We start from the raw sequence: 26008 nt of genomic DNA, 5'->3' as shown, positions 1-26008 counted from the left end.
CCCGGGCACCCGTCGCCGAGTCGGGGGTGCCACCGGCTTACAGCATCCCGACGTACCCTGACTCGCATGTCAGCGACCACCGCCGCCGCCTACCCGTTCCCGCATCTGAGCCGCAGCTCCGGGCGGGCACGGGTGGCCGGCCCCACCACCGGACGTGCCCGCCCCGCGCCGACAGGCTGGCACCCCGCGCCGACCGGCCCGACCGGACCGACCGGCGGCGGACCCCTCGGTCCTGGCGGCCCTGGCGGTCCCGGCGGTCCGGGGCGGCCGGGTGGTCGCCCCGGGCCGGGCCGGCGTGGCCCGCGTCCTCGCTGGGGTCGGATCGCGCTGGTGGCCGGAGTCGCGGTGCTGGTGTGCGCGCTACTCGCCGGCACCGGGGCCTGGTTCTACGCCCGCGGCCTCGACAACGACCTCGCCCGGACGAATCCGTTCCCGCCGGGGGATACCGAGGACCGACCGGTCAAGACGGTTGATGGCGCGCTGAACATCCTCCTCGTCGGCACGGACTCCCGGGATCCGGACGCGCCGATGGACCAACGCGGCGAATGGCGCGCCGACACGATCATGGTGATGCACATTCCCAGCAACCACCAGGAGGCATTCCTGGTGTCGATCCCCCGTGACCTGTACGTGCCGATCCCGGAGAGCGCGAGCGCCGACTGCGGCTCGGGGCAGCGCAGGAAGATCAACGCCGCTTTCGCGTTCGGCGGCCTCCCCCTGGCGGTCCGCACCGTGGAGTGCTTCACCGATGTCCGCCTCGACCATGTCATGGCGATCGACTTCGGCGGGTTCGAAGAGGTCACGGACGCACTCGGTGGCGTTGATCTCACCGTGGAGAAGACGATCACCTCGATCCACAAGCCCTACCGGACCTTCACCGAGGGCGTCAACCAGATGGACGGCGCCGAGGCGCTGGACTGGGTCCGGCAGCGCAAGCAGTTCCCCCGGGGCGACTTCGACCGGATGCGACACCAGCAGGAGTTCCTGCGCGCGCTGATGAACAAGGCGGCCAGCACCGGCACGCTCACCAACCCGATCAAGATGAACGACTTCCTCAAGGCCGTGACCGCCGCGGTCACCGTTGACGAGGGCTTCTCCCTGATCGACATAGCCCTCCAGTTCCGCAGCCTGCGGGGGGAGAATCTGACCTTCATGACCAGCCCGCACAACGGCAGCCAGACCATCAACGGCGAATCAGTCGTGGTCTCCGACCGGGAGCAGGCGCTCGCGATGTACCAGGCCATCTCCGCCGACAGCATGGCCGACTGGGTTGCGGCGAACGAGAGCGACGCCGACAGCTGACCGCCGCTGCCCTGGCGGCCGAAGCCGATGGCAGCACGGCGATCCCGCACGCCGGGGCAGCGCCGCCAGCGCCGCCAGCGTCGACGCGGGCACTGGCGGGCCACCGTCGGCCCGCCAGGTCGAGCCGACCGGGTTGGGATCCAGCGAACGGACGCGCCGGTGGCGTCCCGAACCGTAGCCTGATGCGAGGACTACTCACATTCGGTGGCGGGGAGGAACCACGTCCAGGTCGAAGGGCGGACGGGAGCGGGCCGACGCGGGCGTCCGGCGCGGACAGCCACGTTGGCCCCGCCTCCTACTCGCCGTCGGCCTCACGCTGGTGGTGCTGGCCAGCCTCGCCGCGCTCGGCCTCTACCGGCTCGCCCATCGGTACGACCAGACAGTGACCCGGGAGGAACTGCTCGACCCGGACGCCCGGCAGAGCCGGACGGACCTGGACGGTCCGCTGAACTTCCTGCTCATCGGGACCGACCGCTGGCGGAGCAGCAGCGCCACCGCCGACCGAAGGTCGGACACCATCCTCATCGTGCACGTGCCGGCCGGCGGGCGGGAGGCGTTCCTGATGTCGGTGCCCCGGGACCTTCGGGTCATCATCCCCGCCACTCCCGGCTTCAGCGGCGGGGAAGACAAGATCAATGCCGCGTACCAACACGGCGGTGGCGGGGAGTCCGGCACCCAACTCCTCTCCGCGACTCTCGCCCAGCTCACCGGTATCCGCTTCGACGGCGCAGTCAAGGTCGACTTCTCCGGCTTCCGCGACGTCATCGACCACCTCGGCGGCGTACGCATCTGCGTCGACACCCAATTCCGCTCGATCCACACCGACCGGGTGTTCACCCCCGGCTGCCAGGAGATGGACGGCGGCACCGCGCTGGACTTCGCTCGCCAGCGTTACGACCTGCCCAACGGCGACTACGACCGGCAGACCCACCAGCAGCAGCTCATCCGGGCGATACTGCAACGCACCTCCGAGACCTCCATCCGAACCAACCCGGTCCGCCTGGACCAGGTGATCCGGGCAGTCGGCAACTCGCTGACGGTGGACACCAACGGCGTACCCCTGGCGGATCTGGTTCTCGCGCTGCGGGACCTGCCGGCGGACTCCCTACGTGGGATCCGGCTGCCGTCCTACCCGCTGACCATCGACGAGGTCTCCTACGTCGTCCTGGAAGAGGGCGGCGCCGGGATCTTCACCGCGATCCAGAACCAGCGGGTGCCGCAGTGGGCCCGGGCCAACCCCCGGTGGGTCACCCAGCTCTGAACAACCGGCAACACCCACCCGAAGCGCCCCGCCCCTAAGCTGGAGGCCGTGTTCGGACCCCGCGTACCCACCGTGACCGTAACCGAGATCAACGACGATGCGTACCTGCTCGATGTCCGCGAGGACGACGAGTGGCTCGCCGGCCACGCACCCGGCGCCCATCACCTACCGATGACCCAGCTCCCCACCCGGCTGTCCGAAGTGCCCGACAACCGCGAGGTGGCTGTCATCTGCCGATCCGGCGGGCGCTCCGCGCAGGTCGTCACCTACCTCCTGGGCAACGGCTGGGAGCAGGTGCGCAACGTCGAGGGCGGGATGGGTGAGTGGGCCGCCACCGGCCGGCCGGTGGTCGGCGGCGACGGACAGCCAGGCCGAGTCCTGTAGGCGCACGTCATGGCCCACCCCCTGGTCTTCGCCCACCGCGGCTCGTCGTACGACCTACCGGAACACACGCTGGCCGCGTACCTGCGCGCCCTCGACGAAGGCGCCGACGGGTTGGAGTGCGATGTTCGGCTGACCCGCGACGGGCACCTCGTCTGCGTACACGACCGTCGCCTGGACCGCACCAGCAACGGGCACGGCCCGGTCAGCACCCGCACGCTCGCCGAGTTGGAGGGGCTCGACTTCGGGTCCTGGCATCCCGGACCCGCACGAGCCGACGGCGACGAGGTGCTGGACGAGTCGTACCTGCGGCTGCTCACCCTGGACCGGCTCCTGGAAGCTACCCGCGCCGCCGGCCGGCCGGTCCGGCTGCTCATCGAGACCAAACACCCGTCCCGGTACGGGCGACACGTCGAGCGCCGGCTGGTCACACTGCTCGAACGGCACGGGCTGACCGCGCCGAGGCCCGACCACCCGCTCCAGGTCACCGTCATGTCGTTCTCCCTGCTGGCGGCGCGGCGACTCCGTGCGCTGGCCCCCGCGCTGCCCGCCGTGCTGCTGTTGGACCGGTTGCCGCGCGGGTTTCGGCTGGGTCGGTTGCCGTTCGGCATCCAGATCGCCGGTCCCGGCCTCGCGCTGATACGTTCCCACCCCACCCTGATCCCCACGCTGCAGGCAGCCGGCAACCAGGTGTACGTCTGGACCGTCAACAAACCCCGCGACCTGGAGCTGGTGCTGGACGCCGGGGTGGACGGCATCATCACCGATCGGCCGGCCCCCACGCTCACCCGGCTCCGCAGCTGAGCCTGGGACCACCGGGCCTGTCCCGGATCCGCCTCGGCGGTGCACACTCGGGGCATGCCGAGACGCACGGACTTCTCTGCTCTGATCAGCGGCCACACCGCGGTGATCGAAATGATCAACGCCGGCGAGGCCGGTGTGCCGGCACTCAACCAGCTCCTCCGGGTGGCCCAGCAAGCGCTGGGGGCCGTCGGGATGGCCTTCCTCGAGTTCACCTCCACCGGTGGACGGGTGATCGCCGCCACCGGCACCGCCGAATGGACCCTCGGCCACCCCCTGCCGGCGGACGATCCGGACGCCCGCTGTCTGCTCTCCGGACCCCGAGTCCACCAGCTCGACACGGACCGCCTCCGCGGCCGGCTCGGGACGAGACTCACCGGCCCGGCCAGGTCCCAGATGGTGGTGTCCCGCGCCGAGATCAGCGGGCACACCGTGGGCAGCCTGCACGCCCTCTACCCCGCTGGCGAGGACCAACCGGACTCGGACCACCAGTGCGTCATCGCCTACGTCGCCTCCTGCATCGCCCACCTCTACGGCGACCAGCGCGGCCTGCCGGTGCACGTTGACGGACCGATCGTGGCCGCGCTCGCCGATGGCTTGGCGGTGGTGGACCGCGAGGCCCACGTCCGACTCTGGAACCCCGCCGCCGCCCAGCTCACCGGCCACGCGGTCGGCGACGTACTCAGCCGGCCCGTGCCGTTCCCCCTTCCCCCGCCGGGGCAGGCACTCGACCACCGGCTGCCGGACGGCCGCTGGCTGCGGGTCACCTCGGAGGAGCTGCCGGGGCCCGGAACGCTCCGCGTCGTCACCTTCCGCGATGTCACCGACCAGCAGCAGAGCATCGCCGACCACGACCTCTTCGTCGCGGTGACCAGCCACGAGCTGCGCACCCCGGTGACTGTCATCAAGGGGTACGCGGACACCCTCACCGATCACTGGGAGGCGCTGAGTGACGCCGACCGGCAGCTGGCCGCCCAGAAGATCGGGCAGCGCGCCAACGAACTGGCCCGCCTCGTCGACCGGCTCCTCTCCTCCACCGCCGAGGCGGGTTCCGGCGGAATGCCGCCCGCCCCGTACGACCTGGGCGACGCCCTGCGGGCGGCGGTGACCGAACTCCCCGCCGAGCTGCGGCGCCGGATCACCCTCACTGCGCCGGTCGGCCTGCCCTGGGCGCTCGGTCACCGGACCAGTCTGGCGACGGTCCTCACTGAACTGTGTACGAACGCCGGCAAGTACTCACCCCCTACCAGTCCGATCACGGTCACCGCCGGTACCGACGGACAGACCGTCTCCGTCCGCGTCACCGACCAGGGCATCGGCATCCGTCCGGAGCACGTGGAGCGAGCGTTCGACCAGTACTGGCAGGGCGATTCCGGCGATCGCCAGCGCCGCCCCGGAGCCGGGCTCGGCCTCTTTCTCGTCCGCCGCATCGTGGAGCAACAGAATGGACGGGTATGTCTCCGGCCGAAGGCCGGTGGCGGTACGGTCGCAGAGGTACGACTACCCCACGGGTGACCAAGGGGGTGGGGGTGAAGGGCGACGGTGTTGACGGAGAGTCCCGAACGGACGTGGTGCGTGGTGGTTCCCCACGACGGGGTGGGAGCCCGGCAGGCGCGGCACTGGCTCGCCGGCGAGCTGGGCACCGCCGTACCGCCAGCGCTGCTCGCGGATCTCGTGGCGGTCCTCGCGGAGCTGGTGGGCAACGCCGTACGGCACGCCGACCCGCTGCCGGGCGGGGTGATCCGGGTGGGTTGGCGGCTGCGCCCCACCCCGATCGGCCCACGGATCTGGTTGCGGGTGACTGACGGTGGCGCCCCCGTCGAGCCGCGGATTCGGGCCGTCGATCCCGACGCGCCCGATGGCCGTGGCCTGCACATCGTCGCCGGATTGTCCAGCCGCTGGGGCGTCGACCGGGATGGCCTCGGGCAGAGCGTCTGGGCTGAGTTCGAGCCGGTCGGGCCGCAGGCCGACCCGGTCGGCGGCAACGCCTTCGACGGACCGGATCTGGTGGTCGCCTGACCGGCGAGGCCGGGTGGGTCCGATCCCCATCAGCCCACCCGGCCCTCTAGGCTGTCCGACCGTGAGCAAGCGTCGAAAGAGCCAGCGGGCCGCGGACAGCGCCGGGAAACGGGAGAAGGTGCGGGACGTCTTCGTGCCCCGCCCCTTCGAGGGCCTGACCGACGAGCCGGAGTGGATCGCCCTACGCGAGCTTGTGCCGGCCGCCACCGCACCACTGCGCCTCGCCCCCGACCTGGTGACCGAGTTCGGCGAGCGGGAGGTCCTGCTCGCCACCGTCCTGCCGATGGCGGCGCCGGCGATGGTGCAGCCAACCGGCCGGGTCCTGCTCGGCCTCCAGCGGCATCAGCAGTCCGGAGACGTATCCCGGGACCTGGCCGAGGCGTTGCTCTGCGCGCTGCGTACCGAGCCGGGCCGCCAGGTCGGCGTACCGCCGCTACCCGGCCCGGGGCCCCGACTGCCGGACGTGCTGGTTGATGCTCCACTGGAGATCACCCTGCACGAGGGCTTCCAGTTCTGGCTCGACCGGGACTCGGCCGGCGATCCGACCGTGCAGGCGTCGCTGGAGCGGGCCGATGCCGCGATCTACCCGACTGTGCGGCTCACCGCGGCCCGCGCCGCCTACTGGTGCCAGGTCCCGGAGAAGGCACACGTCCGGTGGGTGCTCCCCGACGACGAGGACGCCGCCCTGGACGCGCTGGCTCACCTCAGCGTGGCCGGCACCCTGACCCTGGGCGAGGAGACGAAGTTCGCCGGAATATTCCGCGTGCACGGCCGCCTCGTGCCGGTCTGGGACCTTCCGGAGGAGACCCCGGCCGGGTACTGGGAGCAGCCGGTGGCCGAGTTCGCCGGACGCTACGCTGCGGCCTTGGCAGCCGCCGCCCCCCTGGATGCGGCGGCCCGGCGGGCGCGGCACGGGCTCCTCGGCCGCCAGCTCGCCCTCCGCTGAGTCCACCAGGCCGGCGGAGGTGAGCGGCCGGCGGAGGTGAGCGGCCGGCGGAGGTGAGCGGCCGGCTCAGTCTCCCCGGCCGAGGGGGGCGCGGAGTAGCGGGCAGGACATGCACCGGGGGCCGCCCCGCCCGGAGCCCAGCTCCGAGCCGGCGATCGGGACGACCTCGATACCGGATCGTTCAAGCTGCGCGTTGGTCTCTGTGTTCCGCTCGTAACTGACGCAGAGCCGGGGCGCCAGGGCGAGGGTGTTGTTGCCGTCGTCCCACTGTTCCCGCTCGGCGGTCACCGGATCCAGGCCAGTGTCGATCACCCGAAGCTGGTCCAGGTTCATCGCGTCCGCTGCGGCCCGGAGGAACGGCGCCGGTCCTTCCACCCGCGGATCGCCGCCGCCGGTCCCGGCGATAACCGTGTACGCGACGAGCGTGCTGGCGATGTTCGGATACATCAGCACCGCATCGGTGTCCACCATCGTGCAGACGGTGTCGAGATGCATGGTGGCCCGCTCCTGGGCGATCGGTACGACCAGGATGGTGTGCGCCAGTTCCGCGGCGAAGACCTGGCGGGAAAGACGCTCGGCACCCGCTGGCGTGGTCCGCTCGCCTACCCCGACCGCCAGCACTCCGGGGGCGAGCAGCAGCACGTCCCCGCCCTCCAGATGCTCCATCCCCGGGTGGTACGCGAACTCGGTGCCGGCGAAACGTGGATGGTGGCGGTAGATGATGCGAGTCAGCGTGCTCTCCCGCCGACGGGCGGGCATGGCCAGGCTGGTGACGGCGGCCCGACCGCCGATCCAGACCGAGGAGTCGCGGGTGAAGAGCAGGTTTGGCAGCGGGTCGATGACGAAGTCGTGCCGGTCCATCAGCTGGTAGACCAGGCCGCCGGGGCGCTCCCGGCTGATCCGCAGTTCCTCGTGGGCCAGACCGGCGATGAGGACACTGGCCAACATGGCCGGGTCGAGGTAGGCGAGATGGGCGGCGACCCGGGCGCGTAGCTGGTCGCCGAGCCGGGGCGAGCGCAGCACCTGCTCGGTCAGCTCGGCCCGCGCATCGTCGCCGGCGAGGGTCTCGGTGAGCAGCTCTGCCAGGTGCAGCACCTCCACGCCGCGCTCGCGCAGCGCGGTGGCGAACGCGTCGTGCTCCTCCTGCGCGCGGCTGACCCAGGGGATGGCGTCGAAGAGCAGCGAACCACTGTTGCGGGGGGTGAGCCGGGCGAGCTCGGGCCCGGGGCGGTGCAGCAGGACCGTACCCAGGCGGCCAACCTCACTGTCCACGTAGTGGCTCACCATCGCAGCCTAGAGCCTGAGTTCTCGGTATCCGGCAAAACAACGATGGATGAACACGGCATTCATCCGCACTCACTCCGGCGCTCCAACTTGCCCCCTCCGGGGAGTAGCGACGTAGGGTAGCGGGGACATAACTTCGAGGGACCTTTTGCCGGAGGTCGCGATGACTGTCTACCCTGCCCGCCGAGCCGCACCCTCCGCCCAGGCGTTGCCGCCCATGGCGGTGCCGCATCCCCGGGTGGACAGCCCGGGCACGCTCGCCCCACCCCGCTCCTCCCCCCTCGACTGGGCCCGCCGTCGACGGGCCGAGCGGGGAGCACGGCGGCTGGAGGCAGCCGGAGCACGGGCGCTGGGTCGACTCGACCAACTCGGTCCGGCCTGGCACGTGATCGAATGGCCGCGTACCGACTCGCTCGATCTGGTCCGCGACTCCGCCGAGGACGAACGCGCCGGCTTTCTCGTGATCGGCCCGAGCGGGCTCTACGCGGTCACCATCGTTGATCATGGTCGGACCCGGGTGTTGGTGGCCGGGGAGGTCGTGCAGATCAACGGCAAGCGCCCGGCCTACGTGGCCGAGGCCCGCAAGGATGCCAAGCGGGCGAGCAAGGCCCTCAGCAGCGCAGTCGGGCTACCCATCCCGGTGACGCCGGTGCTGACGTTCGTCGGCTCCGGCGTCATCAGCGTGTACGGCCTCCCGAAGGACTGCCTGATGGCCACCCACCGGGAACTGGACCGGCTCCTCGTCGCCGCCGGGAACCGAATCAGCCCGCACACCGCCGCCAAGCTGTCCCGGGTCGCGCAGCACCCGGGCACCTGGCGCAACGGCAGCTACCGCCCGGCGGCCGACTACCGGTGGTATGACGACGGCAGCTGACAAGCCGGGCCACCGACGGTACCGTCGGTAGGTCACGGTCCACATCACCACCAGTGAGCTGACGGTTGCCGGCACGGTCAGCGAAAATACGTTGGGTCACGCTAGCGTGGGCAGGCCGTCTGGGTTTAGGTAGGAGGTGCGGTGGCCCACGTCGAACTCTCGCTCTCAGAAGTCCGCGTGCCGACGGTGGCGCCACCGACAGGGCAGGAGTACGACAACGTCACCTCCTGGTCGGTAGCCGTCTCCCAGGCAGACGAGCCCTGCCTGCTCCTCGCTGCCGACACTCGGGTGGTCGCCGTCTCCGCCGCCGGGTCTCAACTGCTCTTTCTCGGTGACTGTCTGAACGTGATCGGGCAACCACTACTCGACGGCGGCCTGCGGTTGCTCGATTTCACCGCCAACCGGGGCGAGCTGACCGAGCCGGAACTCGACAAGATCCCACCGCTCCTCGCCATCACCTCCGGCCGCCTGGCCCGCGGGCTGCTCCGGATCAAAGGGGTGTCGGCGGACGCACCGGACGCCACCGTCGACGCCATCTCCACCCCGGTTCACCACGCCGGTGCAGTGGTCGGCTCCCTCACGTTCTTCTCCGAGGTCTAACCCGGAGCACCGCATGTGGCGTGCGCCGCATGCGGGTTGCTGGGTAGGAACCGCCCGAGGCCGTAAGGTGCCCTCATGCTGGATCTCGCTCTGCTGCCGGGTGACTACGCTGTCTGCCGTCTGGCGGCCGGCTCTGCCCTGCCGCCCGGCCTGTCGGGCGGGCTGAGCGACGATGACGTGGTCACGGTGAGCTGGACCACCGAAGGCGTGTCGGTGATCTGCCCCGCAGCGCGCGCACCGGCACAGACCGAGACCACCTGGCGCTGCCTACGCCTGGTCGGCCCCTCTGACCTCGCGCTCTCCACCGGCTTGGCCGCTCTCATCGACCCGCTGGCCGAGGCCCGCGTCTCCGTGGTTGCCTTCTCTACCCACGACACCGACTACCTGCTGGTCCCGGCGGTCCGCCTCGATCAGGCCGTCACCGCGCTCGACCGGGCCGGGCACCGGGTCCGCACCTAGCCAGGACGGTGTCGCGTTGGCCTCGGTCGAGAAGCGGCCCGGCCAAGGCTTCACCGGACCAGCGGACCCTCCTACGATGGGTCTCCCATCCGCTGCACTTATTCATGTCGATTTGAGGACCGTCCGTGCCGTCCGGACCCCGCCCCGCTGCTCCCGCTCCGCCCACCGACCGGTCCCGGACCGGACCACCGACCCGGCGTGGCCAGTCGCAGATCCCGGCCGCGACCGTGGCCGGGCTGGTGGCGCTCCTGGCGGTACTGCTCACCTCGGGCTGCGGCACCCCGCCCGAGCTGCGGGACCCCCAGCCGAGCCAGTCGGCCCGGTCCGCCTCGCCCAGCCCGACCGACACCGCGACCACCACTGCGGCACCGCCGCCGACCGGAGCGTCCACCCCGACCGCCAGCAGCACGCCGGTCGCCGTCCGATGCCCCGCCGGCCCGTCCAGTCAGCAGGTGACCGAACTGGTACGCGGGCAGGACCTGCTTCCCGCCGACGCCCAGGTACGGGTGCTGACCGGGCCGCTCTGCGCCGACGACTGGCACTACACCGTCCTCGCCGTCACCGGCTACGAACCGCTCCAGGTCGTCAGCCGGGGTTCCGGCACCGCACCACGCCTGGTCACCGCCGGCACCGATGTCTGCACAGCGGAGGTACGCGTCACCTCCCCGACCGGCATCCGGACCCTGGCCTGCGACGCCAGCTCGAGTACGTAGGCTGTCGCCATGCCGGGAACACCGCCGACCCGCTTTGTCTACCTCGGGCCCGAGGGCACCTTCGCCGAGCAGGCGCTGCGGACCATCCCCGCTGCCGAACGGGCCAACCGGACGCCCGCCCGCAGCGTCGGCGAGGCGCTGGAGCACGTACGTGTCGGTGCCGCGGATGCGGCGCTGGTGCCGCTGGAGAACTCCATCGGCGGCGCGGTCGGGGTGACGCTGGACGAGTTGGCCGAGGGCGAGCCGTTGGTGATCACGCGGGAGGTGATCCTGCCGGTGCAGTTCGTACTCGCCACCCGCGCCGGCGGGCACCTCGGTGCGGTGCGCAGCGTGGCCGCCCATCCCCAGGCATCAACCCAGTGCCGGGCATGGCTGCACGCTCACCTGCCCGACGCGGCGGTGGTTGACGTGCTCTCCAACGGTGCGGCTGCGGTTGGGGCCGCCGCTGGCGACTTCGACGCGGCGATCTGCGCTCCGATCGGCGCGGCCCGACACCGGCTCGCGGTACTGGCCGACAAGATCGCCGACCACCCGGACGCGGTGACCCGATTCGCGCTCTTCTCGCGGCCGGGGCCGCCCCCGCCGCCCACCGGGGACGACGTGACGTCGCTGGCCGTCTACATCGCCCACGACCGGGTGGGCGCGCTGCTCTCCGTGCTGATGGAGCTGGCCGTGCGCGGAGTCAACCTGACCCGGATCGAGTCCCGGCCGACCGGCGAGGCACTCGGCCGGTACGTGTTCTTCCTGGACTGCACCGGTCATCTGGCCGATGCCCGGCTCGGCGAGGCATTACAGGGACTACGGCGGGTCTGCTCCCAGGTGCGCTTCCTCGGGTCGTACCCCCGGCACCGCTGGACCGGAGGCGGTGAACGGCCAGCCCCGGCGGGGCCCGTTGACGCCGACTATGTCGACGCCGCCGGCTGGCTCGCCCGGCTGCGTAGCGGGGATCTCAGCTGAGACCGGTCGCACAGTTCCTGGCCACCCCCGCCCGGCGCCGGGCCGTGGCCGACCCTGTTCCGGGCGGCCGGACGGCTCAACCCCAGCCCAACTCGTGCAGGCGCTCGTCGTCGATGCCGAAGTGGTGGGCGATCTCGTGCACGACGGTGACCGCCACCTCCTCCACCACATCCTCCTCGGTGTCGCAGATCCGCAGGATCGGGTTGCGGTAGATCAGGATGCGGTCGGGCAGCACGCCCGAGTAGTCCCAGCCGCGGTCGGTCAGGGCGTGCCCCTCGTACAGGCCGAGTAGCTCCTCGCCGGGGGGTGGGGCGTCCTCGACCAGGATGACCACGTTGCTCATCAGGCTGAGCAACTCCTCGGGTACCTCGTCGAGCGCGTCGCCGACCAACTCCTCGAACCGCTCCCGGTTCATCTCCATGGCCACTGCCCCATTCTGCCGGTACCCGAGGTCCTGCCGGGAAGCCCCGCCCCGGCGGGGAAGGCGGGGAGCGGACAGCCGGCGGGGAGAGACGATTCAGCCCGGCCCGCGCCTGGCTGGTTGTGCCATGATGCGGACAATCTCATCGATGAGAAAGGCCTCCGATGGCTCCGAAACAACCCATCCCCCGGCAGGAAGACCGCTCCGATGACATCGTCGGCGGGCAGTGGGGCGGGGACGGTCCTCGACCATCGGGCCACCGACGCTCTGTCACCCAGCTCCTCCGTAACCGAAGCATGCCACTCGTTCTCGCCGGACTCGGGGCCGTCGCCGGGCTGGCCTCGCTGACGCAAACGTGGGTGGTAGTGCACCTGTCCCCGTTTAGTCCCGGCGGCGATACGTTCCAGGAGACGGTCGTCGGGACGGATCGTCTCGGCCTCCTCTACCTGGTCGGCATCCTCGGTATGGCGGTGACGGTCGCCCTCGCCCTGTACGGCACCGGAGCCACCCGGTCGAACGCCCGCGTCGCCGGCCTGGCCCTGGCAGCTGCTCTGCTCGCGGTGCTGGTCGCCGGGATGACCACGATCGGCGACCAGGGGACTGGTTCCGACACCAAGTACGGGCGGGGGATGGTCGCCGCCTTACTGACCTGCGCACTACTCGGGGCTGCCGTGCTGCTCGCACCGGCCGGCGGCAGGTCCGAGCCGGGGGCCGGTGCGGCAACGCCGGAGGATGGTGCGGCAACGCCGGAGGACGATGCGGCAGCGCCGGCGGAGGGTGCGGCAACGCCGGCCCGACGAACGCGTGCTCCCCGCCGCGCCGCAGCTGACGACCTGCCGCCTCCCGCCGACCTCACCGTCCGCCCGACGGCCCCGTTCATCCACCCGGATTGATCGAGCTGCGCCACCGGGCACCACCCGCGCCACGGGCCGACCCGACCACTGGTCCCGGCCCTGCCGCCCTGCCACCCATTGGCACCGGATTCGCCGGTTGGCCATGGTTGGGGCCGCCTCCGCGAGGTACGGTTGCTGCCCGCCGTAACCCCGGGTCACACAACCGTGACGACTGGCCGTGACGGTGGCGGGCGAAGGAGGAGCCATGGTCCGCCCGGGATTACCCAAGTTGATCGCCACCGATCTGGACGGGACGCTGGTCCGCAGCGACAACACCGTCTCCGCGTACACGCACGAGGTGCTCGACCGGATGCGCGCCGCCGGCATCCCGATGGTCGGCGCGACCGGTCGCGGACCGCGGCTGACCGAGCTGACCCGCAACGACATCCGCGCCGCCGACTTCCTGGTGATGGCCAACGGCGGCCGGGTGGTGGACCAGAGCGACCCGGACGGGCCGTTGGTGCTCCGCGACGAGTGGCTCTCCGGCGCGGTGCTGGCAGAGTTGCTGACCGAGCTGGAGACAGCGGTCGGCCCGCTGACCGTCATGGTGGAGTCGTCCGACGAACCCAACGCACCGCTCTGGGGGGACTACCACGCGAGTTGGCCGTACCCGGAGCTGTTTGAGGCGCGCAGCCGCGCCGAGTGCCTCTCCGGCAACGTGATCAAGGCATTCGCCCGGACCGCCGACCACCACACTGACGAGCTGTTGGGGGCGGCCCAGCGAGTCATCCCACCACACACCGCCACGCTCACCCAGGCTGGCCTGGGCTTCATCGAAATCTGCCCGCCCGGTGTGGACAAGGCGACCGGGCTCCAGGTGGTCGCCGAACGGCTCGGCGTGGACCCGGCGGAGGTTCTGGTCTTCGGCGACCAGCCGAACGACCTGCCGATGTTCTCCTGGGCGGGGTGGGCCCGGGTGGCGGTGGCGAACGCGCACCCGGCGGTGCACGCCGCCGCCGACGAAGCCACCCTCCGAAACGACGACGACGGAGTCGCCGTCTACCTTGACCGGCTGCTGACCCGCTGACAGCGGCCCGGGCCGCACCGATCAGAGGTACTGACCGGTGCTGTGCCCCTCACCGCCCGCCGGCTGCCCCATCCCGGGCATGCCGGGTGCGATTCCGCCCGGCCCGCTGGGGAGGGCCTGCCGACCGGAGCGCATCTGCTCCAGCTGCACCCGGGCCGCCATCTGTTGGGCGACCAAGGCTGCCTGGATGCCGTGGAAGAGCCCTTCCAGCCAGCCAACGAGCTGCGCGTGGGCGATCCGCAACTCGCTCTCGCTGGGTGCCTTCTCCTCGGTGAAGGGCAGGGCGAGACGCTCCAGTTCCTCCCGCAGCTCGACGGCGAGCCCCTCCTTGAGCTCGACGATGGACCGCTCGTGGATCTCCCGCATCCGGTGCCGGCTGGCGTCGTCGAGCGGAGCGGCCTTGACCTCCTCCAACAGCTGCTTGATCATGCTGCCAATCCGCATCACCTTGGCCGGCTGCTCGACCAGTCGGGCCGGGTCCTCCTGGCTATCGTCGGTCTGCACCGTGCCCACCGGACGGCCATCCGGTCCCACCACCACCACGGTGCCGGACCGGGCAGCATCGTCCTGGCCCTGCTCGTCAGCCTGGTCCTGCACGTCGTTCTGTCCTGCGGACTGCGCTTCGGTCATGGCACCCATCTTTCCCCAGCCGCCGCCGGCGGCGCCCTCCGGGAGCAACGATCAGCGCCGATCGGGGCAACCCGCTACCGTCACCGGCATGTCCAGTGACCCGCGTGCCGTGCTCACCCGTCCCGCGCCGGCCCCGGACGTCACCGTCGCCTACGGCCCCCATCCGGACCAGGTCGCGGATCTGCGCCGACCAGCCGGTGCCGGGCCGCCCGAGCGGCTGGTGATCGTCGTGCACGGCGGCTTCTGGCGAGCTGAGTACGACCGCCGGCACACCGCGCCGCTGGCGACCGCGCTGGCCGAGCTCGGCTATCCGGTGGCGCAGGTCGAGTACCGCCGGACCGGGCAGCCCGGCGGTGGCTGGCCAGGAACCATGGCCGATGTCCTGACCGGGGTGTCCGAGTTGCCCCGGCTGACGGCCGAGGCGTTCCCCGGCGCGGTGGCGGCCGGCCCGCCGATCCTCATCGGTCACTCGGCCGGCGGGCAACTGGCACTCTACGCCGCCGCCACCCGGCCCACCGTCGTCGGCGGGATCCTCGCTCTGGCCCCGGTGGCGAACCTGGCCGAGGCCAACCGGCTGGACCTGGACACGGGTGCGGTGGCCGCACTGCTCGGCGGCGGACCGACCGAGGTGCCGGACCGCTATGCGGCCTGCGATCCGCGTTCACTGCCGCCACCAAAATCACGGACAGTAGTTATGCATGGCGCCCTCGACGAACAGGTGCCGGTAACGATGAGCAGAGAGTTCGTTACCGCCGGGCACGCCGCTGGCGGCAACGTCCAGCTACTGGAGCTAGCCAAGTGCGAACATTTCGGCCTCATCGACCCAGAATCAGCGGCTTGGCCAGAGGTCGTCCTCGCATTACGTTCCCTCACCAAAATCTAGCAGCGAGTTGACGCAGCGTGTCCGATCGGGGTAAAACGCCGGATGGGCCGGATACGCCCGGCCAAGATTTCTGGAGAGGGACCGGTGACACAGGTGAACCGCAGGCGTGCCCTACAGCTGTTGGCAGCGCTGGGCACGGCCGGACTCGGGGCAGGATGTGCCGGCCGCAGTGCGTCCGACGCTCCGCTGAGCCCCATCAAGATCGGCATGCTCATTCCGCAAACCGGTGACCTCACCGATGTCGGAGTCGAGGTGGCCAACGGCTTCCAACTCTTCCTGGATCTCAACGCGGACCAGCTCGGCGGGCACCCGACCGAGCTGGTCGCCGTCGATGAGGGCAACGACGCGAAATCCGGCCAGGCCGCGGTGGAGAAGTTGCTCAAGCAGGGAGTGCTGGCCCTCACCGGCGTGGTCAGCTCGACCGTCATGCTCGGCATCCGGGACACCGTGGAGCAGGCCCAGGTGCCGCTGGTCGGTTCCAACGCCTCCCCCAGCAGCCTGCAGAGCGTCGTCTACATCTGGCGCACGTCATACGTGCTGGACGAGGCCGGTCGGGCCCTCGGCCGCTACCTGAAGGAGACGCTCGACCCATCGGCACGGCTGGCGGTCATCATGCCGGACTCCCCAGCCAGCAAGGACGTACTCCGGGGCTTCCAGGAGGAATTCGGGCAGTCCGATCCCCGGATCGGAGCTCCTGTTACCTGGACGGAGGATATCTCCGGCGTCCCGGGCAAGAACGCCTACCAGCGGGATATCGCCACGGCGCTCACGCGCACTCCGGACGGCGTCTTCTGCTTCTTCGCCGGCGCCGCTGCCGTGGAGTTCCTCAAACAGCTCCGCGCGGAGGGGTACACCGGCCCCATCTACGCCCCGGGCTTCCTGACCGAGGGCAACGTCCTGGCGAGCTTCAAGAACGAGGCGGATGTTCTCGGCATCCAGACCACCCTGAACTACTCGCCCGACGTCAACAACGCGGCCAACCGGCTGTTCGCCTCCGCGTACCGCAAGAAGCACGGCACCTCTCCGACGGCGTACGCGGCGGCGTCGTACGATGCGGCGCACGTCCTCAACCAGGCGATCCGGCGTGTTGGCGGGTCACCCACCCCGTCGGAGGTGAACCTCGCGCTCGGCAAGATCGGCCGAATTGACAGCCCCCGCGGCGTGTGGCAGTTCAACCAGTCGCGCACCCCGCAGCAGCGGTGGTACCTCCGGGAGGTCCAGCTCGACGGCCAGCTCCTCTCCAACGTGCTCCTGACCGAGTTGGCCACGCTCGGCTGAGCGGGGGCGGCGCCGACCCGCCCCCGGCCACCTGCCGGCGCTGCGCCGGTCGGCAGCGAGCGCTAGGGGCGCAGTTCAGCGATGCAACACTTCACGCTGCCGCCGCCCTTGCGTAACTCGGCCAGCGCCACCGGCACCGGCTGGTAGCCGGCGGCTGCCAGCTTGTCGGCGAGGCCGGTCGCCTCGCTGTTCAGGACGACGTTGCGTCCGTCGCTGACCAGGTTCAGACCGAACGCGAGGGCATCGGCGTCATCGGCGAGCACAGCCGCGGGAAAGAGCTGCGCCAGCACCTTCTGGCTGGCGGTGGAGAAGGCACCCGGATAGTAGGCGATGTTACTGTCATCGATCGAGGCCAGTGCCACGTCCAGGTGGTAGAAGCGGGGGTCGACCAACCGCACCGAGACCACCGGTCGGCCCAGCGCCTCCTGGGCCTCGGCGTGGGCGGCGGGCTCGGTCCGAAAGCCGTAGCCAGCCAGGACGAGGCCACCGTGCGCCGCCGGCAGGTACGCGAAGTCACCCTCACCCTCATTGGTGGCGGTCGGGGCGATGAAGCGCCAACCGTGTGACTGGTAGAAGGCGCGGTGGGCCGCGGCCTCGGCGCTGCGCTGCGCATGCTTGAACCGCGCGCCGTAGACGGTGCCATCGACGACGAGGGCGCCATTCGCCGCGTAGACCATGTCGGGTAGCCCCGGCTCGGGGGTGAGCAGGTGCACATCGTGGCCGAGCCCGACCAGCGTCTCGCGCAGCCGGTCCCACTGCTTGACCGCCAACTCCACGTCAACCGCGGCGGTGACGTCCATCCACGGGTTGATCGCGTACTCAACCGCGAAGTGCTTCGGCGAGCACATGAGATATATCCGCTTTCGCGGCACTCGCTGCTGGTTCACGATTACCAAGGTAGGTATCGTCGAACAACGGTAACAGCCAAAAATATTGCTTCCAGGAGGCAGAACATTGCAGATCGACGCAGTAGATCAGCGAATCATTGCGCTGCTGGTCGCCGACGCCCGTGCGTCGTACGCCGACATCGGACAGCGGGTTTCCCTCTCCGCCCCGGCCGTGAAGCGGCGCGTCGATCGGCTGCGCGCGACCGGAGTTATCCGCGGATTTACCGCCGTCGTTGACCCGGCCGCGGTCGGCTGGACCACCGAGGCATTCGTCGAGTTGTTCTGCGCCGGTCGAACCACGCCACCGCAGATCGGTGTCGCCGCCCGCCGACACCCCGAGGTCGTCGGGGCCTACACCGTCTCGGGCGAGGCGGACGCCCTCGTCCACCTGCGCGCCGCCGACATCGCCCATCTCGAGGCCGCATTGGAACGCCTGCGAGCGGAGTCCTTTGTGACCTCCACCCGCAGCACCATCGTGCTCTCCCGGCTCGTCGAGTCCCCCGGCGTCGGCCCAGCCCCCGACTGATCACCGTCGCTGCGACTTCGGGCCGTCCCGGAGCCCGCCGCCGCCCACATCGATGGAGGTGCGCCCCGCCGTCGCCGAGCCACCCGACAGTGAGCCGCACGGGAACCACGACAGCGAGCCGTACGGGAACCGCGGGCCGGCCGGCGGCGTCGGAGGGGGCATGACATCGCGCCGTACCACTCTTTTCGCGGGTGCAATGCTCGCGGTCCTCCTGCTCGCGGGCAGCATCGCCGCGACCCGGCCAGCGACGCCGAAGACACCACCGGCCGGGCCCCAGTCACCACTACAGCTGGTCTCCTTCGACTCCTGCGCCGATGCGCTGGCCGAACTGCGCGCCGCGACCGCAGCCAAGATCGGCCCGTGGGAGCTCGCCAGCGGCGCGCCCCAGCAACGGGCCATTTCGGCAGCGCAGGACGCCACCAGCTACGCCGCCGAGTCGGAGCCGGCCGGGGACCACTCGCTCACCAATGGGTACGAGCCCGGCGTTGACGAGCCGGACCTGGTCAAGACCGACGGGCGGCGAATCGTCACCATCAGCCAGGGTGTACTCCGGGTCGTTGACCCCACCACCAAGCGACTCATCGGGCGGCTAGACCTCAATGATCGCCCCGACCAGCACCACTGGGCCCAGCACGACCTACTCCTGTCCGGCGATCACGCGATGGTCCTCACCGACGCGGCACCGATGGTGTTCCTCCCCGCGGACGGCCTCGGTCCCGAAGACATCGCCGTGCAGCCACCCGGATCGAATCTGCCCACCGCGACCCGGCTCCACCTGGTCGACCTGAGCGGCCCACCCCGGGTGCTCAGCAGCTACGAAATCCACGGTCGCACCCTGGACGCCCGACAGACCGGGAGCACGGTCCGGGTGGTGGTCCAGTCCCATCCCCAGGTGACCTTCCCGGAACTGCCCGCCACCGCCGACGAGGCGACCCGCCAGGAGGCGAACCGGGCCGCGGTGGCCGCCGCAGGCATCGAGGCGTGGCTGCCGGCCTACGAGTGGACAGCCGGCGCGGAGCACGGCAGCGGTCAGGTTGACTGCGATCGACTCAGCCGCCCGCAGACCGGCACCGGCTCCGCCGTGCTGACGGTGCTCAGCTTCGACCTCACCGCCGACCGGCTCACTGACGGCGACCCGGTCAGCGTGGCCGCCGACGCGGACACTGTCTACAGCAGCGGCGACAGCCTCTACCTGGCGAGCCAGCGGCAGTTGGAGGAACCGTCCACTCCGGGCCGGTGGCCCGACCAGTTCGGCGCGACGGTCACCGACATCTACCAGTTCGACACCGCCACCGACCGCCCTCGATACGTCGCCGCCGGCACCGTGCCCGGCCGGCTGATCAACCAGTACGCCCTGTCCCAGTGGCAGGGTCACCTACGCGTCGCCACCACCACCGGCCAGAGCGCCACCGCGGGCCAGCCCGACGCCACCGCGGGCCAGCCCGACGCCACCGCGAGCCAGGGCGTGCGTAGCTCGGAATCCGGTGTCCACGTGCTACGTCGACAGGGCGAGGTGCTGACCCTGACCGGCGCGGTCACCGGACTGGGCCCGGGGGAGCGGATCTATTCGGTGCGCTACCTCGGTGCCACCGCGTACGTGGTGACGTTCCGGCAGACCGACCCGCTCTACGCGCTCGACCTGAGCGACCACGCCGCCCCCCGGGTCACCGGGGAGCTGAAGATCACCGGCTACTCGGCGTACCTACACCCGGTCGCGGACGGCCGGCTGCTCGGCATCGGGCAGGAGGCCGACCTCGACGGACGCGCACAGGGGGTCCAGGTCTCGCTCTTCGATGTCCGGGACCCGGCCCAACCGCTCCGGTTGGACCGCTGGCACCGCCCGGACGCCTGGTCCGCCGCCGAGCACGACCCGCACGCCTTCCGGTACGACCCGGCCACCGGGCTACTCGCTGTCCCGGTCAACGCCGGCCTGCGTCTGTTGCGGGTCGCCGGAGACACCTTCACCGACCAAGGCGAGGTGACCCACCCGCCTGGTGGGCACATCACCCGTTCGCTACTCGTCGGCGACACCCTCTGGACGGTGTCGGACGCGGGCCTGCGGGCCTCCGACCCGACAACCGGTCAGAGCATGGCCTGGCTACCGAACAGCTGATCAGCTCTGGCCCGGTGGGTGGGCCCGGTCGGTCGGAGTTCCGGGCTCACCCACCGCACCCAGCTCGACCGGCCAGTCGGCGACCAACTGATGGATCCGGGCGGCGGCGGCGGTCGGCTCCGCGCCCCCGCCAACCGCAACCCCCACCAGGTAGGCGGCGACCGGCGCGCCGGGGCGCAACACCTGATGCGCCACCTCCCGCGTCAGGTCGAGCACCGCTGGCACCGGCACCCGAGCCGGGTCGAGGCCAAGCTCTGTGCAGACCGCCGTCACCCAGTCGTCCATAGTTGTCATCGCACCCACTCCTCTGCCCGGCGTAGATCCTCGTCAGTGTCACAGTCGAACCATGGTGGGGGGCCATCCCCATGCCACGGCACCTCGCGTACGGCCAACCCATGCAGCAGAGCCCGCAGTGACGCGCCGGCCAGGGGGCGCTGGGTGACCAGCCGGGTGAACGCGGCCCGCAGCGGGGCGACCCGCCACACCCCGCAGAGCGGCTGCCGCCGCCCGGCGTCGTCTACGAAACACACCCCGTCAATCCCGCCGGGACCCACCGCCGGTTGGCCCCCGCCCCGCTCGCCGTCGAGCTGGCCCAGCAACTCCTGGACCGCGTCCCGCGTGAGCAGCGGCAGGTCGGCGGCGAGGAGGGCGAGAAGGTCCACCTCGGCGGGTAGCCGGGCCAGCCCGGCCGCGGCAGCGGCGACCGGCCCTCCGCCCGGCGGCGACTCTCGGGTGATCAGCACGTCGGCCGGCACACCGGCCGCTGGGCCCACCAGGATTCGCGGTGCGGCGTCGGCGACCGCGGCCAGCACCCGGTCCCGCATCGGGCGGCCACCGACCGGCCGGGCTGGCTTGTCCACGCCGTCCATCCGCCGGGCCGCACCCCCGGCCAGCACCACCGCCGCGTACCTGCGCACCCGGCTACGGTACCGGCCGAGCCCACTGGGCCCCGCGCCCACCTGCGCGAACAGCGGCCGGCCGGGACCCTGCCGGCCGGTCAGCGGGCACCCCGCCCACCCCGCCGGGGGCGGGGACGAACCACGCCGGGCAACGCGATGACTGGCCACCCGGCCAGCCGGGTCGGGGGTACCCCACGCCGAAGCAGGTCGTCCACCAGCAGTGCGAGCGAATAGTCGGGGTGCCGGGCGAGCACCCGTTCCACCGCCACCGCCGCCAGCGCCCCCTCCCCGGCCCGCCAGGCCGCGAAGGCCAGCAGGGAACCGGGGGCGGCGATGAGTTCCGGCTCGGCCCGGCGGAGCAGGTCGGCCCAGAGCGCGATGTCGGTCTCCCGCCCATCGGTGCACTCCCAGGCCAGGTCGCGCACCGTCTGGTCGGTCAGCAACCAACTCAGCCAGGCCACCTCGTCGTCGTCGAGCCGTTCGCCCCGTCGGCGCCGACGCTGAGCGGCCCGAATCGCGACATTCCCCGCCGCCCGCACCGACCGCACCGACCGCACCGACCGCCCGCCCGGCCAGTCGGCCGACCGCCCGCCGGACCGGTCAGCCCCGGGTGCCCGGGCCACCAGGTCGGCGAAACGCCGCCCCGCCCGCTGCGTGGCCCGCCGCAGCCGAGCGCGCTCGTCGCCCTCGACCGACGCCACCTGGGCGACGAGCGCCGCCCGATCAGGCAGAGCGACCTGACCGGCGAGGACCGCGGCGGCGGCCACCTGACTCGCGCCCAAGTCGTACGCGGTGCCGTCGGGCGGACAGCACTCCGGCTCCGGGCAGAGGTACGACCAGTAGCGGCCATCGGTGACTCGAAGCGCGTCGAGCACCCCGATCCCCACCTCGGCCAGGGCCTGCCGGAGCGCGTCAACCGCGGGGGTGACCCGGGACGCGGGCCCGTAGCCGAGCACCATCGCCCGGTCGGTGGACTGCTGTGCGACCACTGCCGCCAGGTGCCGGGCCGCCGCGGTGGAGCCGGCCAGGCCCGCAAGGTCTGCCCGCGCGGCGAAGGTGACCCGTGGACCACGCATCCCCACCACGACCAGGCTGTCCGCCGGATGGAACCCAAGCAGATAGGGCACGGCGGCGATCAGGTCCGCGCCGGAGCGTACGGAGAACCGGGGGAGGTCAGGCGGGGCCATTCCGGAAGCCTGTACGCCGTTCCCGACCGCCGTCCGCCCCTGTGGACGACACGCGGTCTATCCACAGCTACGTTGGGTAGTTGCGCTGGTCACGGCGACTTCTCGGCCTCTGCTGCCCTCGGCCCGCCCCGACCCACTACCGTCCGACCCATGGATCTGGCGTACCTGCGGGCCCACCCGGAGCACCTGCCGACCTTCCGGACCCACCAGCGGATCCGGGAGACGCCGGTCGCTGGCGGCAGTAGCTGCACCGTCGCCCGGCTCACCCTCGACGACGGGCATTCGATCCTCGCCAAGACCTGGCCCGAGACGGCCACCGGAGACCAGCCGGGGCACTTCTTCGCCAGCGAGGCGGCCGGGCTGCGCTGGCTACGGGAGGCGGACGCGGTCGCCGTACCGGAGGTGATCGTGGCACTGCCCAACCTGCTGGCGCTGGAATGGGTCGAGCCCGGCGAGCCCGACCCGGGGGCGGCCGAGCGGTTCGGCCGGGAAATGGCGGCCCTGCACCGGGCCGGCGCCCCGGCCTTCGGCGCCGACTGGCCGGGCTTCATCGGCACGCTACCGGCGGACAACACCCGGGACGACGGCCCGTGGTCGCGGTGGTTCGTCGAGCGCCGGCTCCTGCCGTACCTGCGGATGTCGGTCGACAACGGCGCGCTCGGCCCGGCGGAGCGGAAGCTGGTCGAGCAGGTCGCCGACCGGGCCGCCACCCTCGGCGGCGACGAACCGCCGGCCCGGCTGCACGGTGACCTCTGGCCGGGCAACCTGCTGTGGGGCCGTGACGACCGGGCCTGGCTGGTGGATCCGGCAGCACACGGTGGCCACCGGGAGACCGACCTCGCGCAGCTCGCGCTCTTCGGTGGCGCACCGCACCTGGACCGGATCCGCGCCGCCTACGACGAGGCGTGGCCGCTAGCCGATGGCTGGCCGGAGCGGATCCCACTGCACCAGCTTCACCTGCTGCTGGTGCACACCGCGCTCTTCGGTGCGTCCTACCGCGAAGCGGTAGGTCACACCGCCCGGAACGCCCTACTCGGCTCCGGCGCGCTACCGTCGTGAGGTGAGCGCCGCCCGACCGACCGCTGGCGTCCTCGTTGACCGGCATAGCCGCGTCGCCCGAAGCCTGCGCGTCTCCCTGACCGACAAGTGCAACCTGCGTTGCACCTACTGCATGCCGGCCGAGGGGCTGCCCTGGCTCGCCGGGCCGCAGCTCCTCGACGACGACGAGGTGGTCCGGTTGATCCGGATCGCGGTGCAGCGGCTCGGGGTGACCGAGGTGCGGTTCACCGGTGGTGAGCCGCTGATCCGGCCCGGCCTGGTCGGCATCGTCGCGGCGGTCGCGGCGCTGGCCCCCCGGCCGCGCATCTCGCTGACCACCAACGGCATCGGGCTGGACCGGCTGGCGCCGGCCCTGCGCACCGCTGGCCTGGACCGGGTGAACGTCTCGCTGGACACCCTCGACCGGGAGCGGTTTGTCCGGCTGACCCGACGGGACCGACTGGCTGCCGTGCTCGGCGGGTTGACCGGCGCGGCCCAGGCCGGGCTGACCCCAGTCAAGATCAATACAGTCCTGATCCGCGGCATCAACGAGGACGAGGCGCCCGCGCTGCTGCGCTTCGCCCTCGACAACCACTACGAACTGCGCTTCATCGAGCAGATGCCGCTGGATGCCCAGCACGGCTGGGACCGGTCAACCATGGTCACCGCCGACGAGATCCTCACCCTGCTCCGGGCCGAACACACCCTGGTACCGGATCCCGCCCACCGGGGCGCGGCGCCGGCCGAGACCTGGCTGGTCAACGGCGGCCCGGCCCGGGTCGGCGTGATCGCCAGCGTCACCCGCCCCTTCTGCGGAGAGTGCGACCGTACCCGGCTCACCACCGACGGTCAGGTCCGGGACTGCCTCTTCGCCACCACCGAGTCCGACCTGCGCGGAGCGCTCCGCGCGGGGGCCGACGACGACGAGCTCGCCCGCCGCTGGCAGGCCGCGATGTGGGGTAAACGGGCTGGCCACGGCATCGACGACCCGGGGTTCCTGCAACCCGACCGCTCGATGTCCGCGATAGGAGGCTGACGTGTCCGACCTGCGGGGGCCAGCGAACGACGCCCGACCCGACCGGATGACCGCGACCCTCACGATCCGCTACTTCGCCGGGGCCCGGGCGGCGGCCGGATGCGCCGAGGAGTACCTGCCCGCCGGCCGGTCGCTGGACGCGGTCCTGACCGACATCGCCGACCGGCACGGCGAGCGGCTCGGCGCGGTACTGGGCGCTGCCAGTTTCCTGGTTGACGGGGTGAACTGGCACGATCGGCGGGCACCGCTGCCCGCGGGCGCCACGATCGACGTTCTGCCACCCTTCGCGGGTGGCTGAGGGAGGCACAACCTTGTTCGCGGTACTGGGGTTCGTCGCCGCTCTGGCCCTGTTCACGGGCCTGGTCCACTTCTACCTCTGGAAGCGGCTGGTACGCGACACCACTCGGCCGGGGCTCCCGCGACGCATCGGCGGTGTCACCATGCTGGTGCTCGCGGTGCTCGTCCCGGCCACGCTGGTCGGCACCCAAGCCGGGGTGCACTGGTTCGCCTGGCCGGGGTACCTCTGGCTCGCGGTCCTGTTCTACCTGCTGGTCCTGCTGGTGGCCCTGGAGCTGCCGATGGTGGTCGCCCGGCTGGTACTGCGCCGCCGGGAGGCCGCCGCCGCGCCCACCGCTCCGGCGCCAGAACCCGCCCTGGTGGCGGCCGGCGGGTCGGCCGAACCGCCGGCCACCGCCCCGCCCGCCGACGGGCCGGACCACGATCCGTCCCGCCGGTTGCTCCTCGCGCGCGGGGCGGCGATCTTCGCCGGGCTCACCGCCACCGGCCTGACCGGCTACGGCGTGCGCACCGCCCTCGGCCCACCCCAGCTGGACCGGGTACAGGTCCAGCTGGCCCGGCTACCCCGGAGCATGGACGGCCTCCGCATCGCCACCGTCTCCGACATCCACATCGGCCCGCTGCTCGGGCGCGCGCACACCGAACGGATCGTGGCCACGATCAACCGGCTGGACGCCGACCTCGTCGCGGTCGTCGGCGACCTGGTGGACGGCTCCGTCGCCGAGCTGGGCGAGGCGGCGGCACCGCTGCGCGACCTGCGATCCCGACACGGCAGCTACTTCGTCACCGGCAACCACGAGTACTACTCCGGCGTGGAGGAGTGGGTGCAGGAGGTGGACCGCCTGGGCCTGCGGGTCCTGCAGAACCATCGGGTGGAGATCAAGGCCCGGGGCGGGGCACTCGACCTGGCCGGGGTCAACGACGCCGATGCCGCCGGCACCGGGGTGGCCGGGCCGCCGGACTACGCCGCCGCCCTCGGCGATCGGGACCCGAACCGGCCGGTGGTACTCCTCGCCCACCAGCCGGTCGCGGCCTTCGAGGCCGCCAAACACGGTGTTGACCTGCAGCTCTCCGGGCACACCCACGGTGGGCAGATGATGCCCTTCAACTACCTGGTCGGGCTCGAACAGCCGGTGGTCTCCGGCCTCGGCGAGGTCGATGGCACCCAGGTGTACGTGACCAACGGCGCCGGCTTCTGGGGGCCCCCGGTCCGAGTCGGCGCCGAGCCACAGGTCACCCTCGTCGAGCTGCGTTCGGCATAGTGCAGCTCACGTGAGCGCGTGGCGGCGAGCGTAG

Annotated in this window: 29 protein-coding genes; 22 read left to right on the top strand and 7 right to left on the bottom strand. The window is 71.7% G+C overall.

Features of this window, described 5'->3' with window-relative positions; all coding sequences use genetic code 11:
* Nucleotides 1-66: 66 nt before the first annotated feature.
* From T398_RS10820 to T398_RS10790, 7 genes are all read left to right on the top strand, one after another.
* A complete protein-coding gene (locus T398_RS10820) occupies nt 67-1302 on the top strand; it encodes an LCP family protein (protein ID WP_496446272.1) in 1236 nt (411 codons plus the stop codon).
* Nucleotides 1303-1621: 319 nt separating this feature from the next.
* Nucleotides 1622-2563: an LCP family protein gene (locus T398_RS10815; RefSeq protein ID WP_496446271.1), complete on the top strand. Its 942-nt coding sequence runs from the start codon at nt 1622-1624 to the stop codon at nt 2561-2563.
* Between the two features lie 48 nt (nt 2564-2611).
* Nucleotides 2612-2947, top strand: a complete 336-nt coding sequence (locus T398_RS10810; RefSeq protein ID WP_496446269.1) for a rhodanese-like domain-containing protein — start codon at nt 2612-2614, stop codon at nt 2945-2947.
* Nucleotides 2948-2956: 9 nt separating this feature from the next.
* Nucleotides 2957-3748 (top strand): glycerophosphodiester phosphodiesterase, encoded by a 792-nt coding sequence (locus tag T398_RS10805; RefSeq protein WP_496446267.1) that lies wholly within the window; start codon nt 2957-2959, stop codon nt 3746-3748.
* A 54-nt stretch (nt 3749-3802) separates the two neighbouring features.
* The gene (locus tag T398_RS10800; RefSeq protein ID WP_496446265.1) at nt 3803-5260 is read left to right on the top strand and encodes a sensor histidine kinase; all 1458 of its coding nucleotides are present in this window, start codon (nt 3803-3805) and stop codon (nt 5258-5260) included.
* Between the two features lie 60 nt (nt 5261-5320).
* Nucleotides 5321-5764 (top strand): ATP-binding protein, encoded by a 444-nt coding sequence (locus T398_RS10795; protein WP_496446263.1) that lies wholly within the window; start codon nt 5321-5323, stop codon nt 5762-5764.
* Nucleotides 5765-5825: 61 nt separating this feature from the next.
* On the top strand, nt 5826-6710 hold the full coding sequence (locus tag T398_RS10790; protein ID WP_496446261.1) for a DUF5926 family protein: 885 nt from the start codon (nt 5826-5828) through the stop codon (nt 6708-6710).
* 66 nt (nt 6711-6776) lie between these two features.
* Here T398_RS10790 and T398_RS10785 read toward each other — a convergent pair whose 3' ends face one another.
* Complete coding sequence (locus tag T398_RS10785) at nt 6777-7997, bottom strand: arginine deiminase (protein ID WP_496446260.1); 1221 nt, start codon at nt 7995-7997, stop codon at nt 6777-6779.
* Between the two features lie 160 nt (nt 7998-8157).
* On the opposite strand from T398_RS10785, the gene T398_RS10780 reads away from it, so the two are divergent.
* From T398_RS10780 to pheA, 5 genes are all read left to right on the top strand, one after another.
* A complete protein-coding gene (locus tag T398_RS10780) occupies nt 8158-8868 on the top strand; it encodes a hypothetical protein (protein ID WP_496446259.1) in 711 nt (236 codons plus the stop codon).
* A 141-nt stretch (nt 8869-9009) separates the two neighbouring features.
* Entirely contained in the window at nt 9010-9468 is a 459-nt protein-coding gene (locus T398_RS10775) for a hypothetical protein (protein ID WP_496446257.1), read from the top strand.
* Nucleotides 9469-9543: 75 nt separating this feature from the next.
* Entirely contained in the window at nt 9544-9927 is a 384-nt protein-coding gene (locus T398_RS10770) for an ACT domain-containing protein (RefSeq protein WP_496446255.1), read from the top strand.
* Between the two features lie 227 nt (nt 9928-10154).
* Entirely contained in the window at nt 10155-10640 is a 486-nt protein-coding gene (locus tag T398_RS10765; protein ID WP_496446378.1) for a hypothetical protein, read from the top strand.
* A 9-nt stretch (nt 10641-10649) separates the two neighbouring features.
* On the top strand, nt 10650-11597 hold the full coding sequence (pheA, locus tag T398_RS10760; RefSeq protein ID WP_496446254.1) for a prephenate dehydratase: 948 nt from the start codon (nt 10650-10652) through the stop codon (nt 11595-11597).
* Between the two features lie 76 nt (nt 11598-11673).
* On the opposite strand, the gene T398_RS10755 is transcribed toward pheA, so the two are convergent.
* Complete coding sequence (locus tag T398_RS10755) at nt 11674-12018, bottom strand: metallopeptidase family protein (RefSeq protein WP_018727698.1); 345 nt, start codon at nt 12016-12018, stop codon at nt 11674-11676.
* Nucleotides 12019-12182: 164 nt separating this feature from the next.
* Between T398_RS10755 and T398_RS10750 the strand changes: the two genes are divergently transcribed.
* A complete protein-coding gene (locus T398_RS10750; RefSeq protein WP_496446252.1) occupies nt 12183-12911 on the top strand; it encodes a hypothetical protein in 729 nt (242 codons plus the stop codon).
* 205 nt (nt 12912-13116) lie between these two features.
* Nucleotides 13117-13938, top strand: a complete 822-nt coding sequence (locus T398_RS10745) for an HAD hydrolase family protein (protein ID WP_496446250.1) — start codon at nt 13117-13119, stop codon at nt 13936-13938.
* A 21-nt stretch (nt 13939-13959) separates the two neighbouring features.
* Here T398_RS10745 and T398_RS10740 read toward each other — a convergent pair whose 3' ends face one another.
* Nucleotides 13960-14577 carry a bacterial proteasome activator family protein gene (locus tag T398_RS10740; protein ID WP_026185572.1) on the bottom strand — a complete coding sequence of 206 codons (618 nt, stop codon included), beginning with the start codon at nt 14575-14577 and terminating at the stop codon, nt 13960-13962.
* A gap of 79 nt (nt 14578-14656) precedes the next feature.
* Here T398_RS10740 and T398_RS10735 point away from each other — a divergent pair, with 79 nt between their 5' ends.
* The gene (locus T398_RS10735; RefSeq protein WP_496446249.1) at nt 14657-15451 is read left to right on the top strand and encodes an alpha/beta hydrolase family protein; all 795 of its coding nucleotides are present in this window, start codon (nt 14657-14659) and stop codon (nt 15449-15451) included.
* Nucleotides 15452-15535: 84 nt separating this feature from the next.
* Nucleotides 15536-16729 carry an ABC transporter substrate-binding protein gene (locus tag T398_RS10730; RefSeq protein WP_496446248.1) on the top strand — a complete coding sequence of 398 codons (1194 nt, stop codon included), beginning with the start codon at nt 15536-15538 and terminating at the stop codon, nt 16727-16729.
* A 62-nt stretch (nt 16730-16791) separates the two neighbouring features.
* Here the strand turns inward: T398_RS10730 and ddaH are convergent, their stop codons facing one another.
* Complete coding sequence (ddaH, locus tag T398_RS10725) at nt 16792-17577, bottom strand: dimethylargininase (protein WP_496446377.1); 786 nt, start codon at nt 17575-17577, stop codon at nt 16792-16794.
* A gap of 106 nt (nt 17578-17683) precedes the next feature.
* Here ddaH and T398_RS10720 point away from each other — a divergent pair, with 106 nt between their 5' ends.
* Nucleotides 17684-18142: an Lrp/AsnC family transcriptional regulator gene (locus T398_RS10720; RefSeq protein WP_496446246.1), complete on the top strand. Its 459-nt coding sequence runs from the start codon at nt 17684-17686 to the stop codon at nt 18140-18142.
* 160 nt (nt 18143-18302) lie between these two features.
* Nucleotides 18303-20255, top strand: coding sequence for a beta-propeller domain-containing protein (locus tag T398_RS10715; RefSeq protein WP_496446244.1), 1953 nt, complete (start codon nt 18303-18305; stop codon nt 20253-20255).
* On the opposite strand, the gene T398_RS10710 is transcribed toward T398_RS10715, so the two are convergent.
* The 3 genes from T398_RS10710 to T398_RS10700 are packed head-to-tail and all read right to left on the bottom strand — an operon-like array spanning nt 20256 to nt 22341.
* The gene (locus tag T398_RS10710) at nt 20256-20549 is read right to left on the bottom strand and encodes a DUF6457 domain-containing protein (protein WP_496446242.1); all 294 of its coding nucleotides are present in this window, start codon (nt 20547-20549) and stop codon (nt 20256-20258) included.
* Nucleotides 20546-21322 carry a molybdenum cofactor guanylyltransferase gene (gene mobA / locus T398_RS10705; protein WP_496446240.1) on the bottom strand — a complete coding sequence of 259 codons (777 nt, stop codon included), beginning with the start codon at nt 21320-21322 and terminating at the stop codon, nt 20546-20548. The genes T398_RS10710 and mobA overlap by 4 nt, the downstream gene beginning before the upstream one ends.
* Nucleotides 21253-22341 (bottom strand): DUF4192 domain-containing protein, encoded by a 1089-nt coding sequence (locus T398_RS10700; protein WP_496446238.1) that lies wholly within the window; start codon nt 22339-22341, stop codon nt 21253-21255. Before T398_RS10700 ends, mobA begins: the two co-directional genes overlap by 70 nt.
* 150 nt (nt 22342-22491) lie before the next feature.
* On the opposite strand from T398_RS10700, the gene T398_RS10695 reads away from it, so the two are divergent.
* Genes T398_RS10695 through T398_RS10680 form a run of 4 tightly spaced genes read left to right on the top strand, consistent with a single transcriptional unit; the run spans nt 22492 to nt 25974 of the window.
* Nucleotides 22492-23400, top strand: a complete 909-nt coding sequence (locus T398_RS10695; RefSeq protein ID WP_496446237.1) for a fructosamine kinase family protein — start codon at nt 22492-22494, stop codon at nt 23398-23400.
* Nucleotide 23401: 1 nt separating this feature from the next.
* A complete protein-coding gene (gene moaA, locus T398_RS10690) occupies nt 23402-24415 on the top strand; it encodes a GTP 3',8-cyclase MoaA (RefSeq protein WP_496446235.1) in 1014 nt (337 codons plus the stop codon).
* 1 nt (nt 24416) lies between these two features.
* On the top strand, nt 24417-24713 hold the full coding sequence (locus T398_RS10685; protein WP_496446233.1) for a MoaD/ThiS family protein: 297 nt from the start codon (nt 24417-24419) through the stop codon (nt 24711-24713).
* A gap of 13 nt (nt 24714-24726) precedes the next feature.
* A complete protein-coding gene (locus T398_RS10680) occupies nt 24727-25974 on the top strand; it encodes a metallophosphoesterase (protein ID WP_496446231.1) in 1248 nt (415 codons plus the stop codon).
* Nucleotides 25975-26008: the final 34 nt, after the last annotated feature.

The organism is Salinispora goodfellowii, from assembly GCF_059570675.1.
The sequence above is the reverse complement of the archived record's forward strand: the minus strand, read 5'-3'. Positions and strand labels throughout refer to the sequence as shown.

Excerpts from the sequence above, each read along its gene's own strand:
- T398_RS10710 (WP_496446242.1), bottom strand. The coding sequence starts at position 20,549 with ATGACAACTATGGACGACTGGGTGACGGCGGTCTGCACAGAGCTTGGC.
- T398_RS10700 (WP_496446238.1), bottom strand. The coding sequence starts at position 22,341 with ATGGCCCCGCCTGACCTCCCCCGGTTCTCCGTACGCTCCGGCGCGGAC.
- T398_RS10715 (WP_496446244.1), top strand. The coding sequence starts at position 18,303 with ATGACATCGCGCCGTACCACTCTTTTCGCGGGTGCAATGCTCGCGGTC.
- T398_RS10800 (WP_496446265.1), top strand. The coding sequence starts at position 3,803 with ATGCCGAGACGCACGGACTTCTCTGCTCTGATCAGCGGCCACACCGCG.
- T398_RS10755 (WP_018727698.1), bottom strand. The coding sequence starts at position 12,018 with ATGGAGATGAACCGGGAGCGGTTCGAGGAGTTGGTCGGCGACGCGCTC.
- T398_RS10770 (WP_496446255.1), top strand. The coding sequence starts at position 9,544 with ATGCTGGATCTCGCTCTGCTGCCGGGTGACTACGCTGTCTGCCGTCTG.
- T398_RS10750 (WP_496446252.1), top strand. The coding sequence starts at position 12,183 with ATGGCTCCGAAACAACCCATCCCCCGGCAGGAAGACCGCTCCGATGAC.
- T398_RS10780 (WP_496446259.1), top strand. The coding sequence starts at position 8,158 with ATGACTGTCTACCCTGCCCGCCGAGCCGCACCCTCCGCCCAGGCGTTG.
- T398_RS10820 (WP_496446272.1), top strand. The coding sequence starts at position 67 with ATGTCAGCGACCACCGCCGCCGCCTACCCGTTCCCGCATCTGAGCCGC.
- T398_RS10695 (WP_496446237.1), top strand. The coding sequence starts at position 22,492 with ATGGATCTGGCGTACCTGCGGGCCCACCCGGAGCACCTGCCGACCTTC.
- ddaH (WP_496446377.1), bottom strand. The coding sequence starts at position 17,577 with ATGTGCTCGCCGAAGCACTTCGCGGTTGAGTACGCGATCAACCCGTGG.
- T398_RS10740 (WP_026185572.1), bottom strand. The coding sequence starts at position 14,577 with ATGGGTGCCATGACCGAAGCGCAGTCCGCAGGACAGAACGACGTGCAG.
- T398_RS10745 (WP_496446250.1), top strand. The coding sequence starts at position 13,117 with ATGGTCCGCCCGGGATTACCCAAGTTGATCGCCACCGATCTGGACGGG.
- pheA (WP_496446254.1), top strand. The coding sequence starts at position 10,650 with ATGCCGGGAACACCGCCGACCCGCTTTGTCTACCTCGGGCCCGAGGGC.
- T398_RS10785 (WP_496446260.1), bottom strand. The coding sequence starts at position 7,997 with ATGGTGAGCCACTACGTGGACAGTGAGGTTGGCCGCCTGGGTACGGTC.
- T398_RS10805 (WP_496446267.1), top strand. The coding sequence starts at position 2,957 with ATGGCCCACCCCCTGGTCTTCGCCCACCGCGGCTCGTCGTACGACCTA.
- T398_RS10735 (WP_496446249.1), top strand. The coding sequence starts at position 14,657 with ATGTCCAGTGACCCGCGTGCCGTGCTCACCCGTCCCGCGCCGGCCCCG.